At 68.4% G+C, this 12,686-nt stretch carries 13 protein-coding genes and 1 pseudogene; 1 reads left to right on the top strand and 13 read right to left on the bottom strand.

Annotation, left to right across the window (positions count from 1 at the left end; genetic code table 11):
- Nucleotides 1-12: 12 nt before the first annotated feature.
- From ON43_RS47120 to ON43_RS06275, 3 genes and pseudogenes are all read right to left on the bottom strand, one after another.
- Nucleotides 13-993, bottom strand: a complete 981-nt coding sequence (locus ON43_RS47120) for an NAD-dependent epimerase/dehydratase family protein (RefSeq protein ID WP_444543737.1) — start codon at nt 991-993, stop codon at nt 13-15.
- Between the two features lie 201 nt (nt 994-1,194).
- Nucleotides 1,195-1,422, bottom strand: a pseudogene (locus ON43_RS47325) (NAD-dependent epimerase/dehydratase family protein); the annotation flags it as partial.
- A gap of 232 nt (nt 1,423-1,654) precedes the next feature.
- Nucleotides 1,655-2,470, bottom strand: coding sequence for an S-methyl-5'-thioadenosine phosphorylase (locus ON43_RS06275; RefSeq protein ID WP_040804611.1), 816 nt, complete (start codon nt 2,468-2,470; stop codon nt 1,655-1,657).
- Nucleotides 2,471-2,566: 96 nt separating this feature from the next.
- Between ON43_RS06275 and ON43_RS06270 the strand changes: the two genes are divergently transcribed.
- The gene (locus ON43_RS06270) at nt 2,567-2,911 is read left to right on the top strand and encodes a metal-sensitive transcriptional regulator (RefSeq protein ID WP_040804610.1); all 345 of its coding nucleotides are present in this window, start codon (nt 2,567-2,569) and stop codon (nt 2,909-2,911) included.
- 4 nt (nt 2,912-2,915) lie between these two features.
- Here the strand turns inward: ON43_RS06270 and ON43_RS06265 are convergent, their stop codons facing one another.
- From ON43_RS06265 to ON43_RS06220, 10 genes are all read right to left on the bottom strand, one after another.
- A complete protein-coding gene (locus ON43_RS06265; protein ID WP_083913196.1) occupies nt 2,916-3,902 on the bottom strand; it encodes a nitrilase-related carbon-nitrogen hydrolase in 987 nt (328 codons plus the stop codon).
- A gap of 79 nt (nt 3,903-3,981) precedes the next feature.
- Nucleotides 3,982-4,944 (bottom strand): AraC-like ligand-binding domain-containing protein, encoded by a 963-nt coding sequence (locus ON43_RS06260; RefSeq protein WP_040804608.1) that lies wholly within the window; start codon nt 4,942-4,944, stop codon nt 3,982-3,984.
- A gap of 133 nt (nt 4,945-5,077) precedes the next feature.
- Nucleotides 5,078-5,932 carry a nitrilase-related carbon-nitrogen hydrolase gene (locus ON43_RS06255; protein WP_040804676.1) on the bottom strand — a complete coding sequence of 285 codons (855 nt, stop codon included), beginning with the start codon at nt 5,930-5,932 and terminating at the stop codon, nt 5,078-5,080.
- Nucleotides 5,933-6,015: 83 nt separating this feature from the next.
- Nucleotides 6,016-6,996: an AraC family transcriptional regulator gene (locus ON43_RS06250; protein ID WP_040804607.1), complete on the bottom strand. Its 981-nt coding sequence runs from the start codon at nt 6,994-6,996 to the stop codon at nt 6,016-6,018.
- A gap of 230 nt (nt 6,997-7,226) precedes the next feature.
- A complete protein-coding gene (locus ON43_RS06245) occupies nt 7,227-8,150 on the bottom strand; it encodes an AraC family transcriptional regulator (RefSeq protein ID WP_167333417.1) in 924 nt (307 codons plus the stop codon).
- Between the two features lie 197 nt (nt 8,151-8,347).
- Nucleotides 8,348-9,004, bottom strand: a complete 657-nt coding sequence (locus ON43_RS06240) for a hypothetical protein (protein WP_040804603.1) — start codon at nt 9,002-9,004, stop codon at nt 8,348-8,350.
- A 703-nt stretch (nt 9,005-9,707) separates the two neighbouring features.
- Nucleotides 9,708-10,679, bottom strand: coding sequence for an AraC family transcriptional regulator (locus ON43_RS42205; RefSeq protein ID WP_051178000.1), 972 nt, complete (start codon nt 10,677-10,679; stop codon nt 9,708-9,710).
- 13 nt (nt 10,680-10,692) lie between these two features.
- Nucleotides 10,693-11,607 carry a tRNA pseudouridine(38-40) synthase TruA gene (truA, locus tag ON43_RS06230; protein WP_083913192.1) on the bottom strand — a complete coding sequence of 305 codons (915 nt, stop codon included), beginning with the start codon at nt 11,605-11,607 and terminating at the stop codon, nt 10,693-10,695.
- Nucleotides 11,608-11,641: 34 nt separating this feature from the next.
- Nucleotides 11,642-12,145 carry a 50S ribosomal protein L17 gene (rplQ, locus tag ON43_RS06225; protein ID WP_040804602.1) on the bottom strand — a complete coding sequence of 168 codons (504 nt, stop codon included), beginning with the start codon at nt 12,143-12,145 and terminating at the stop codon, nt 11,642-11,644.
- Between the two features lie 53 nt (nt 12,146-12,198).
- Nucleotides 12,199-12,686 (bottom strand): DNA-directed RNA polymerase subunit alpha C-terminal domain-containing protein (locus tag ON43_RS06220; protein ID WP_040804601.1); only part of this gene is annotated, 488 nt, incomplete at its 5' end.

The raw sequence follows: 12,686 nt of genomic DNA, 5'->3' as shown, positions 1-12,686 counted from the left end.
AACGGCTCACCTTCAGCGGCGGCCGGTCCCGCGCGCGGCGTAGTCGGCCAGGCCCTGGGCGGGCGGGGTGCGGGCATTGAAATCCAGGGCGTGCCTGGCCCGTTCCGGATTCGCCACCACATGGCGGATATCGGTGACCCGGCACTGCCCGGTCACCACCGGCGACGGCCCGTCCACCGCCTTGGCCATGACCGAGGCCACCTCCCACAGCGTGAGCGGCCGCCCCGAGGCGATATTGAGCGGCAGGAATCCCGGCACCTGCCGCTCCACCGCCGCCACCGTCGCGACGGCCGCATCCCGCACATGCACGAAATCCCGTACCTGCCCGCCGTCTTCGAAAACCCGCGGCGGCCGTCCGGCCAGCAGCTCGGCCCGGAACCGTGCCACCACACCGGCTTCCGCGGACCGCACCCGCCGCCCATCGGCCACCGGCTCGCCGTAGAGATGGTGATAGCGCAGCACCGCCGCGGCCGATCCGGTGGTCGCCACCCAGGCCAGCGCGTAGTGCTCCTGCGCGACTTTGCTTGCCGCATAAGCACTCCGGGGCCGCAGCGGCGCGTCCTCCCCCATTGGCTCCCAGGTCAGCACATCGCCGGACCGCAACTCCCGATGATCGAACATCCCGCGATCCACATCTCGCCGCCGCCGTGGTCCGGGATAGAAGACTCCGCCTCTGGCCCCGCGATACCGGCCCTCGCCGTACACCGCCACCGACGAACCGAGGACCAGCCGCCGCACCCCCGCGCGCTCCATGGCGGCCAGCAGGACCGCTGTGCCCGCGTCATTGTGCGAGGCATACAGCGCGGCCCACCGCATCCCCTCCGCCCCGGGCCGACTCTGTCCCCCACGATCCGCGCCGATCGGGGCGCGCACGCACGGCCCGGTCCCGTAACCGGCGGCCTCCTCACGCCGCCCCGGCCGACCGGAGCCGTGGTCCGGCGGTGACGACCCCGCGAGCGGGGGCTTCGCGCCGTCCCCGCGAGCGGCGGGCACCGCCCCCGGATGCTCACCCACTTCGCGCGCGGGCGATCCGGTGGCCTCGCGGTCCCCGTCGCTGCTCGCGCGGCCCGCGGCGGCATCACCCTGCGGCCCGTGTGCGCCCGCTCGTCGCAGCGGCGTGAGTTCTTGCTGGGCACCGGAATTCGGCGGCGCGGGCGGGATGATCTCCAGGGGGTCGCGAAGCTGTGGCAGCGGAACGGCCGCGGCCAGATGGCAGACCACGTCCACGCCGTCGAGCAGCGAGTCCAGCGCCTCGCCGTCGCGAATATCGCCGCGGATAACGCCCTCGGGCGCAATGGCATTCACGCCGTGCACGGTCTCGAGCAGGGCGTCGACGGGAACGACCTCGTGCCCCGCCGCCAGCAGGGCGCGATGGACGTGGGAGCCCAGGTAGCCGGCCGCGCCGGTCAGCAGGACGCGCAGGGTGTCGGAACCACCACCCGCATTCATGGCCCCAGCCTATTCGACCGGCCGCAGATGCTCACGTCCAGCGGGGGCCGTAACCCGAATACCTATTGGGTGATGGACATTCCGGGCGAAACAGATTCCCGGCGAGCAGCCCCCGGAATGACGAAAACCGCCGCGAGCAGGTGCAATGGCGCACCTCGGGGCACAACGTGGTGCCCCGGTCGCTCGGGCGGCGGTTCCGGGTTCGTCAGGGCAGTTCGAAGGGCAGCTGCACGCCTGTGCCGGTGAGGACGCGGCACTTGTCGCAGGTGTCGTCGCCCTCGACGGCTGCGACGGCGCGGCGCATGAGGGCCTTGAACGGCACCAGGTTGCGCTCGAACTCGGCGAAGACGGCGGCGGCGCTGACGCCCTCACCGGACTCCAGTCCCGCGTCCAGGTCGGTGACGAGAGCGATTGCGGAGTAGCACATTTCGAGTTCGCGGGCGAGTACGGCCTCCGGATGCCCGGTCATATTGACCAGCTCCCAGCCCTGTCCGGCGAACCAGCGGCTCTCGGCGCGGGTGGAGAAGCGCGGGCCCTCCACCACGACCATGGTGCCGTAGTCGTGCGAGGGCAGTTCGTCGCCGACGGAAGCGATTGCGGCCGAACGCAGCTCGTCGCAGTACGGGTCGGCGAAGGAGACGTGCACGCCGCCGGTGTCGAAGAAGGTCTGGGCGCGGCCCGAGGTGCGGTCCACCAGCTGGTCCGGCACGGCCACCGTGCCCGGACCCCAGTCGGCGCGCAGGCTGCCGACCGCGCAGGGTCCGAAGATGCGGCGCACGCCCAGCGAGCGCAGTGCCCACATATTGGCGCGGTAGGGCACGGTGTGCGGGGAGAACTCGTGCTTGCGGCCGTGCCGCGGCAGGAACGCCACCGAGCGTCCCTCCACCTGGCCGATGGTGATGGGGGCGCTGGGCGCGCCGTAGGGGGTCTCGACCTCGACCGTGACGGCGTCATCGCCGAAGAAGTCGTAGAACCCGCTGCCTCCGATGATGGCGAGCGATGCCCGTGGATCCGAACTCATGGGCACGATTCTCGCGCATGCGGGCATGAGTGGTGCTACCAGGGCAAACCATGTACCCTAGGGGGGTATCAATGACCGGGAGTGAGGACAGCGCAGGTGACCACCGACAAGACCGCCACCGCAGAGACCACCGCCGACGAGTCCTGCCACGACCACGCCGCCCACGGCTACATCACCGCCAAGGACGACTACCTCAAGCGCCTGCGCCGGATCGAGGGCCAGGCCCGCGGCCTGCAGCGCATGGTCGAGGAAGAGAAGTACTGCATCGACATCCTGACCCAGGTCTCCGCCATGACCAAGGCCCTCCAGGCCGTGGCCATGGGCCTCCTCGAAGACCACATCAGCCACTGCGTGGTCGACGCGGCCGTGGCCGGCGGCCCCGAGGCCGAAGCCAAGATCAAGGAAGCCACCGACGCCATCGCCCGCCTGGTACGCAGCTGACCCCTCAGCAGGCGGCGGTGCCGCCGGGGTAGGTGCCGAGGGTCATGGGGAGGGCCCAGCGGTCGGGGCCCGCTTGCCAGCCGGAGGCGACGCGGCGGGAGCCGCGGCGGGTGGGGACGCGGTCCTTGTGGTCGCGGGTGGCTCGGGGGGATTCGTAGTGGGGGGTGTCGGCGGTGGAGGCGCCGATTTCCAAGTCGGCGTAGAGGATTCCCTCCTCGCCCTCGTTCAGGGCCGTCACCACTTCGGTGCCGTCGGCGCCGTAGATGCGGCTGCGGCCGGTGCGGCCGATGGTGCGGGGGCGGGGCATGCCGCCCCAGGCGGCGTCGCTCACGATGGCGGCGGGGGCCAGTACGAAGGCGCCGACTTCCAGCGCGTACATGCGGCTGACGGTGGTGCTCGAATCCGGGCCGGGCGCATCGCCATCCGGATTGGCGGGCCAGGCGGCCACGTGGATCTGCTCCTCGTCGGCGCGCAGCGCGCGGGTGAGCAGCGGGCGCTGGTTCTCCTGTCCGGAGAGCGCGCCGTACTTGCCGATCGGAGTGTGGTGCACGGCGGGCAGATTGGGTGTCCCGGATGCGAATATCTTGCGTTCCACGCTGTTCAGCCCGGCTTTGCGGCGTACCGACAGCAACTCGCCGGAATCGTCGATCACGGCCTGCGACAGATAGATTCGCCGATCCTGCCGTTCGCCGAATCCGAGGACGACGTGAATGCCGTGCGCGGCAGCGGCTTCGGTGATCGCGCGCATTTCCGCACCGTCCCGCGTCATCGAATTCTCGCGGCAGCGGGTCGAATACTCGACATTCCACTGATTGGTATCGATCCAGCGCCACCACGGATATCCCGGTAGAAACGCTTCCGGGAATGCGACCAGCCGTGCACCCCGCGTCGCTGCCGCTTCGATCAGTTCGACGACCTGTTCCACGCCGTCGGACAGCCGCAGCCAGCTGGGTTCGGCCTGGACGGCGGCGACTCGCACCGTAATCCTCATCGCTTTTCCCTCATGGCACGTGATGCTTGCCAAGAGTTTCGGGCCAAACAATGGCGACGGGTGCCTAAAGACCGACTGATCATGCCAAGGCGCGAAAAGCCCCGGGAGTCGTTCCCATTTCCAAACGGAAGCTTCGGTAGAAACTACGCTCCGTGAGGAATCCCGATGCTTTCGCCACAGCCGATAGCGGCAACTGTGGCGCATTCCGGAGAAGATCGCAAGCACGTTCGATTCGCATGCGCCGCAGCACAGTTCCGGGCCCGCCCTCGAACTCGCTGAACACCCGATAGAGAGTACGCCGCGACATGCGGCAGCCTTCGGCGATTCGATCGACTCCGAGATCGGGATCGGAACAGTTGGCGCGCATGAAAGTAAGCACTCGTTGCCGGTTCAACGCATCCGCGGACTGATCGTGCGGGGTGCGCCCCGCCGCGGCGACGACCGCGGCCGCCAGCAGATCCATTCCCGGCTCGGCCAGCAGGGTGGCGGCGGCCGGATCGGTGCGCTGCAATCCCGCGACGCCCCGGAAGAATTGCGCCACGATTCCCGGCGCGGTCCCACTGGAAAAGACGGTGGCCGTGGGAACTTCGGGATCGGCTATGCCGTAGTGCTCGCGCAACCGGCTCAGCGGCACCTGCACCACGACCTGCTCCCAGTCGTTGTGCAGATCCCACTGATAGGGCCGCGTGGTGTCGTAGAACACGATCGAACCCGGATGCACCTCGGCCACCCGGCCGTCCTGTCGCAGTAATCCGTGTCCGGAAAGCGGAATACTCGCGATGAGGTACTCGTCATTCGTGCGCGCTATCAGCCGATCCGTGCGCCGGATGAACTGGGTGGACGATCCGACAACGGTCAGATCGAGCTCGCCATATCGCGCGGCTTCGATATGCCCAACAAAACGATCGGTCGGTTTTGGTGAAACCGCCAATGGCACATACGCCTCGCTCACATGCGCTTCCCAGCGCTCGAAAGCCTCGGCCGCCGATTGCTCCGGTCCGGACCTCACCTCGATCCGATTGACCGCTTCTGACGCTTCCACTCCCCGTCCCTCGATGCCAAAGGTCGGCCCATGTACGGCCGAATACTCGGGAGAGTGTGTCAGATCGCGGGATATGGGGCCAATGCACCGAATTAGGTATCGGGCACTTCCTCCGTAGCTACCGGCACTTCCGCTATGCGGCGGACTCGAAACTCAGGTCCAGCTCCAGATCGGCGTACAGCAAACCCTGTTCGTGCCCACTCAGCGGCAAGGCCAGCTCCTCCCCGCCGGGCGCGAAGATGCGCGCATGCCCGCCCGGCCCGCGCACCAGCTGCTTGGCCGGCTCCGAGCCGCGGCGGCTCTCACTGCCCGCCACATCCATCACCGAGCACGCCGCGATCACGTTCAGCTGCCCGACCACCGCGTACCAGAGCGTGGCCGCATTGTTCACGCGCACACCCCAATCCACGTCTCGCGCCACGATGAAGCCGGGCCAGGACACCACATGGATCTGCGCCCCGGTGCGTTCCAACTCGCGCCGTGCCGGGAGATGCAACTGCTCGGAGCCGCCCTGCACCGCGATGCGGCCGATGCCGGTACGGAAGACCTGCGACTCGCCGGGCTCGCCGCTGCGGAAGATCTTGTGCTCCAGCGGCGTCAGCTCGGGCTTGCGACGGACTCCGAGCAGCACCCCTCGATCGTCGATGAGGCACTGCGACATGTAGAGCGCGCTGCCACAGCGTTCGCTGAAGCCGAGCAGCACATGGATGCGATGCCGCCGCGCGGCATCGGCGAGGCGACGGAACTCGGTGCGGCCCACCGTCATCGAGTTGGTGCGGTAGCGCGCGAAGAAGCCCTGACCCCAGCTCACCGAATCCAGCCACAGCCACCACGGGTAGCCGGGCAGGAACGTCTCGGGGAACGCCACCAGCTGGGCACCGCCCGCGGCCGCGTCCTCGATCAATTCGATGGCCTGCTGGACACCGGCACACAGATCCAGCCATCGCGGCTCGGCTTGGACGGCCGCGACTCGCACCTTCGTCGGCACCTCGGCTCCTTCGACGGATCGGATGATCTGTGCAATCACCCTTCGCCGAACGCGTGCCGCTTTCAGCGACATACCGTGCCGAGCTACCGACCGCGTGTGCCTGCGTCCAGGCGGGACCGGAATTGACCGGGCGTCTCCCCGGTTTCCTGGCGAAATGCCCGGTAGAAATGCCGATCGGTGGCGAATCCGGAGGCCGCGGCAATCGCCGAGAGTGGCCGATTCGGTTCGGCGCGTAGCAATCTCCGGGCATGCTCGACCCGCATCCGGCGCACCAGCGCGGCCGGGCCGCCGATGTCCTCGCACACCCGGTAGAGGGTGCGCCGCGACATCAGGCAGGCGTGCGCCACCTCGTCCACGGTGAGGTCCGGATCGGTGTAGCGCCGGCGCAGCACCGACAGCACCTGCTGGCGGGTGTAGAGCGAATCGGCCGGGGCCGGCGAGCTGTGCCCGGTGGCCAGCAGGACCGCCGAGGAGAGCATGGAGGTGACCTGCGACTCCAGCAGGCTTGCCGCACGGTCGGTTTCATTGACCGGCAGCACCGCCATGCCCCGGAAGAAGTCGGCCACCACGCCCATGGCGCCGGTGGTCGGCAGGGCCTTGGCGATGGGTAGCTCGTCGCGCGCCAGCCCGGCGTGCTCGAGCACCGCGGACATGGGGGTGCGCACGATGGTGGACACCGCGTTCTCGGTGGTGCGGCTCTCGATCGGGCGGGCGCTGTCGTAGAAGGCGATGGTCCCGGCCCCGCCCTCGGTGATCCGGCCGTTCTGCTCGGTCCAGTTCGCGCCCTCGACAACAATGTTCACCAGGAGGAAGTCGGCGCTGGCCTGTTCGAGCTGCCGCCTGGTGCGGACCACGCGCTGGGCGCTGGAGGTCATCAGGGCGAGGCTGGACCGATCGAACTGGGTGTAGCGGACCTTGCCGTGCCAAGGCCCCTTGCCCAGCGGTTCGATGATCGATGGCAGTACGGCGTCGGCAACGATCGCCTCCCACTGTTCGAATGCCTGCCGCGCGGAAACCTCGGGGGTCGTCGAGACCTCGGCGCTGGCAGTGGAAGCGGTACCCACTCCGACATCATTCCACTACCGGGCCTTCGACAGATTGCGAATGAAAGCGACCGATGCGACGAAACAGACCAACTGGACCGGATTTTCATGAGGCCGCCTGCCCGGTCGCCGGCGGCTCAAGGCGGCGACCGGGCGGCGCGATGTCCAGTATTGCGATCTTCGACCGTTCTGTGACTGTCCGCCCGTGCCAGATCACTGCCAGTTCACGTCACCCTCGTTTCACCTCCTGATCAGGCATGATGGGTGCGGAATTCGCCAGGGGTCATACCGGTTTCGCGCTTGAAGGCCCGATAGAACTGCCGCTCCGACACGAACCCGGCCGCCCGCGCCACCGACAACAGCGGTCGGGTGGGGTCGGTACGGATCAGCGCGAGCGCCCGCTCCACCCGCATCCGCCGCAGCATGGCCGCCACGCCGTCCTCGCCGTGCTCGAACAGGCGGTAGAGGGTGCGGCGGGAGACCGAGCAGGCGGAGGCCACCTGATCGATGGTGAGTTCCGGGTCGGCGTAATGACTCTGGATGAAACCGAGCGCCCGCTGTTTGGCCAGCGCGTGCGCGGGCTCCTCGCGCGGCAGGTCGCCGGCCGCCAGCTGCACCACCGAGGCCAGCAGGCCCGTACCGTGTTTGGCCAGTTCCGCCGCCTGATCCGGTGCGGTGTACTGCAATTGCGCCAGCCCGCAGAAGAAGCGCCCGACGATTCCGGCGGCGCCCTCCGGCGGAAACCGCACCGCCGTCGGCATACGGTCCGCCGAGACGCCCGACGCGCCCACCACCTGCGCCAGTGGCACCTGCACCGCGACGACACCCCAGGACTGCTCGAAATGCGCGCTGAAGGGCCGGGAACTGACGTGCAGGGTGAGTCCGCCGTCGGCCAGTTCGCCCACCCGCCCGTCCTGTTCCAGCCAGCCGTGCCCGTGGGTGGTCACGCTGGCGAACAGGATCGGTTCCTCGGGCTCGTTGATCAGCCGCGGAATCCGGCTCAGGTGCTGGCCGCTGGCGGTCACCATCGACACATCGATCCCGTCGAACCGGGACTGCACTATTCGTGCCCGGAACTCCCCCGACCGCACCGGAGTGACCACCAGCGGAACGTAGGCCGCGGCAACCACGGCTTCCCATTCCTCGAACGTCTCCTGCTGCGAAACCTCCGGCATGGAACGAACCTCCACCACCGCAGGCTCAACGCCGCCCCTCATCGCCCGATTCTCGCACCCCACCCCCACCCCAACCCCCCAATTCCCTTAACAACATCCAACTTTCACCCCCGCGCCCGAATTAACCCATTGCCCGCAAGTTGCGCAATGAATCCTCAAACAGGACTTGCCCTTTCATTTGACGAAGCCATCCGCAATCACCCCTGCGAAACCACCTCCGCGGCCCGCAAATGCGCACGCAACACCATCGCCGCAAGCACGTAGGGCACGGGCTCGTCATCCGGATCGGAATACCGGACCACGCCCCGGCGCAGATCCACCCGATCGCGCCGCGCCCGAACGTCCAACGCCGATTCGATCGAGTGCCGAAACTCGGGCAGCGGCAGATGCTCCACCGTGCCCGACACGCCCTTCCCCAACCGTTGCCGCTCCACGGCCAACTCGTCACCCGCCAGCAGCAGCATGCGGTAGACGTCACCCGCGTCGAGGTGATCCAGACAGACCTGGAACGCGTGGATCTCGCCCGCTCGCTCGAAACTGCCGGTGAGTACCTCGTCATCCCCGGATCGGACCCGCGTGAACTCGCGGGCTCGAATACACCCGAGCCGCGCGACCCACGGTGGCGGAATCACCCCCAGGGCTTCCACCCGATCCGCCGCCAGCCCTGCGGCGCAGGACAATTCCCCCACCGTGAGCCAGGCGATCCCACGCAGCATGCCCAGCGCCGTCGACGTAGCCCTGGCCTCGAGCAGCACCACGACCCATCCACCGAACAACTCCACCAGGCCGTAGTCCTCGACCGGCCATGGCGCCAAGAGCTCGGCGATCAAGAACTCGACCTCGAAGAGGTCCACATCGTCCTCGAATTTCGACGCCAGTGTGAGCGCCTTCTCCGCCGGCGCACGCGCTTCGGTTTCCGCACCACGGCACCCCGGACAGTCACACGGTTCCCGCCGCCCTCCCCACCCGGCCGCAGCCCGCCCACCGACCCGTCCAACCTTCTGCTTGCGGCGACCACGGCCGCGCTTCACTTTGCCCATGCACGAACTGTCCGCCGCCGTCCGGCCTTCCGCATCAGGCCGCCGAACTTCGCACCCCCCGTCGCGCATTCGTTCGTCGGCATCAGGCTTCAGACCGCCCCCAAGAGCAGGGCTTTTCATGACTTCGAATCGCGCAACGCAGGCTCACACGCCGCCGATGCGTCCGAAACTTCGCACCCCGGCGAATGCCGCAGCTGCCAGCGGGGATTCGATGCCTCACAGAAGTCCGACCCGTCATCCCGATGTGGGTCCGACCCGTCATCCCGGCGTGGGTCCAACCCGTCATCCCGGCGTGGGTCAACCCGTCATCCCGGCGTGGGTCCAACCCGTCATCCCGGCGTGCTTTTGGCCGGGATCTCGCTGTCCGAGGCGGATTCCGGCCAAAAGCACGCCGGAATGACGATGGAGCTTTCGACCAGACGCTCGGCAGCTCGCCACCAGTGCGGCGGCTGCGGCAGCGGCGGAGGGTCTGTGGCACTGCGGGTTTCAGGCTGCTGATCAACGCGCGGGATTCGGGTCAGTTGGCGGCGCGGAAGGCGGCGGGGGTGGTGTTCGTTTCGGTGCGGAAGGCGCGGTAGAACTGGCGCTCGCTGGTGAAGCCGGAGGCGGTCACGATGGATGAGATCGGGAGGGCGGTGTGGAGCAGGAGGTCGCGGGCGCGGTCTACGCGCATGCGGCGCAAGGCGGCGGCGGGGCCGTCGGGGAGTTCGTCGAAGACGCGGTAGAGGGCGCGGCGGGAAATCATGCAGCCCTGGGCTATTCGATCCACGGATAGGGCCGGGTCGGTGCGGTGGTCGCGCATGAAGGTCAGCACTCGCTCGCGGACCAGGGCGTCGGCGGATCGAGGGGCGGGGCGGTGGCCGGTCGCCAGCATGACGGCGGAACCGAGCAGATCGAGAGCGGGTCCGCCGAGCAGTGCCGCGTCCGTCGGCGAGTGGTCCTGCAGCCCGGCCAGTTCACGGAAGAACCGGGAGACCACCGCGGCCGCGCCGTGGTTGGGAACGGTCACCGCCAGCGGCACATCCTCGACGGTGAGGCCGGTGCGGTCGCGCAGGCTGGCCAGGGGCACCTGCAGGACCGTCTTCTCCCAGGCGGCGTCGAACTCCCACAACAGTTTCCGGCCGCTGCCGAAGAAGACCATCTCACCGGGCCGGATCTCGGCGGTCCGGTCGCCCAGGTGCAGCCGCCCCCGCCCGCGCACGCAGATGCTCGCGAGCAGGTATTCGTCGTCGGCGTCGGCGATCAGCTGATCGGTCAATCGCACCTGCTGCGGCGCGGATCCGATCCCGGTCACGTCCACGTCCCCGTATCGCGCGTGGGTGATCCGCCCGTGGAAGTCCGGCGCGGGCAGCGGCGCGACGGCCAGCGGGAAGTAGGTCTCGATCATCCCGGCCTCCCACCGCTCGAAGGCCTCTTCCCGCGGCAGCTCCGCGCTCGACCGCAACTCCACCCGGCGCACCTCGGGCGCGGGGTCGATCCCCGAACTCATCGAACGTGAACGATCAACCGCCGCAACAGTCTTCGCGCCCCGGCACGGTGCGAACCTCGCGGGTCTCGGCATTGCGGGCGGCCAGGTCGGCGTCGGCGGGATAGTCGACGGCGATGAGCGAAAGCCCGTGCGCCGGAGCCACTGTCACCGAGCTGGAACGCTCGCGTTCGTTCAGCAAACCGGCGATCCAGGCGGGGGTGCGGCGGCCCTCGCCGACGGCCAGGATGCCGCCCACCAGGCTGCGGACCATGGACCAGCAGAAGGCGTCGGCGCTGACGTAGGCGGTGAGCAGATCGCCGTCCTGCACCCAATCGAAGCGCTGCAGTTCACGAATGGTGGTCGCGCCCTCGCGGCGGCGGCAGAAGGCCGCGAAGTCGTGCAGTCCCAACAGGTTTCGGGAGGCTTCGCGCATGGCCTCGACATCCAGCCCGGATCGCACGGGCACAACGCCGCGGGCCTGCAAGGGTTCCGCGCCGTAAGGGGCCGTGGTGAGCCGGTACGCGTAGTGGCGGCGAATCGCCGAGAACCGCGCGTCGAATTCGGGCGGCGCGAGGCGCACGTCCTTGACGCGAACGTCCTTGGGCAGGAACCGCGCCAGCCGGTGCACCAGCTTCGGCCCGTCCACCTCGGTGTGCGTATCGAAGTGCGCGACTTGCCCTTCCGCGTGCACCCCGGCGTCGGTGCGCCCGGCCACGGTCAGCTGGATCGGCTCGCGCTGCACCTTGCTCAGCGCCTCCTCCAGCACGCCCTGCACGGTGCGCAGGCCGGGCTGGCGCGCCCAGCCGGTGAAATCGGTGCCGTCGTAGCTGATGTCCAGCCGTACCCGAATCGAAACCGGTTCGGGCGTCTGATCCTCCACGGTCACAGCGATCTCCTGGTTAACATGGAGAAAGCCCGCCGACCCGGAGGGGACGGCGGGCTCACTCATGGAATCTCCACGTTGAGTCCGAAGGACTGGAGTATTACTCCGCGTCCTTGGCCTCGGTGGCAGCCTCGTCGGCCGGAGCCTCGGTGGCGGCATCCTCGACCTTGGCCTCTTCGGCCGGGGCCTCGGTGGCCTTCTGCGAAGCCGCGACGCGACGGGCACGATCGGCCTCGTTGGTCACGGTCTTCTCGCGGACCAGCTCGATGATCGCCATCGGAGCGTTGTCGCCCTTGCGGGGGATGGTCTTGATGATGCGGGTGTAGCCACCCTCACGACCCTCGAACGAGGGACCGATCTCCGCGAACAGGGCGTGCACGACGTCCTTGGAGCGGATCACCTTCATGACCTCGCGACGGTCGGCAAGGGTGCCGCCCTTCGCCTTGGTGACAAGCTTCTCGGCGTAGGGGCGCAGCGCCTTGGCCTTGGCCTCGGTGGTCGTGATGCGACCGTGCTCGAAGAGCGCCGTCGCCAGGTTGGCGAAGATCGCCTTCTGGTGCGACGCCGTCCCGCCGAAGCGGGCACCCTTCTTGGGCTTGGGCATTGTTTGAATCTCCTGTGTTGAAGGCCGATTCGGGGCGCTACACCCCGAATGACCTAAAGCTGTTCGGTCTCGGCGTAGTCCTGCTCGCCGCTGTCGGTGTCGCTGAACGAACCGCTGTCGCTCCAGGTGCCGCTCGCGGCGTCGTAGCCGACGACGGAGGACGGATCGAAGGAAGCCGGAGAATCCTTGAGGGACAGGCCGAGCGAGTGCAGCTTGACCTTGACCTCGTCGATGGACTTCTGACCGAAGTTGCGGATATCCAGCAGGTCCGACTCGGTGCGGGCGACCAGCTCGCCGACGGTGTGCACGCCTTCACGCTTGAGGCAGTTGTACGACCGCACGGTGAGATCCAGGTCCTCGATCGGCAGACCGAACGAAGCGATGTGGTCCGCTTCGGCCGGCGAGGGGCCGATCTCGATGCCCTCGGCCTCGACGTTCAGCTCGCGCGCGAGACCGAACAGCTCGACCAGGGTCTTGCCCGCCGACGCCAGCGCATCCCGCGCGGAGATCGAGTTCTTGGTCTCGACATCCAGGATGAGCC

Source organism: Nocardia concava NBRC 100430, assembly GCF_000308815.1.
Classification (GTDB): domain Bacteria; phylum Actinomycetota; class Actinomycetes; order Mycobacteriales; family Mycobacteriaceae; genus Nocardia; species Nocardia concava.
Note: the sequence above shows the minus strand (reverse complement) of the source record. Positions and strands in the feature narration are given on the sequence as shown.

Bases quoted from the DNA above. Each gene is read 5' to 3' on its own strand.
- ON43_RS42205 (WP_051178000.1), bottom strand. From the start codon at position 10,679: ATGAGTTCGGGGATCGACCCCGCGCCCGAGGTGCGCCGGGTGGAGTTG.
- ON43_RS06245 (WP_167333417.1), bottom strand. From the start codon at position 8,150: ATGCCGGAGGTTTCGCAGCAGGAGACGTTCGAGGAATGGGAAGCCGTG.
- ON43_RS06265 (WP_083913196.1), bottom strand. From the start codon at position 3,902: ATGAGGATTACGGTGCGAGTCGCCGCCGTCCAGGCCGAACCCAGCTGG.
- ON43_RS06275 (WP_040804611.1), bottom strand. From the start codon at position 2,470: ATGAGTTCGGATCCACGGGCATCGCTCGCCATCATCGGAGGCAGCGGG.
- rplQ (WP_040804602.1), bottom strand. From the start codon at position 12,145: ATGCCCAAGCCCAAGAAGGGTGCCCGCTTCGGCGGGACGGCGTCGCAC.
- truA (WP_083913192.1), bottom strand. From the start codon at position 11,607: ATGAGTGAGCCCGCCGTCCCCTCCGGGTCGGCGGGCTTTCTCCATGTT.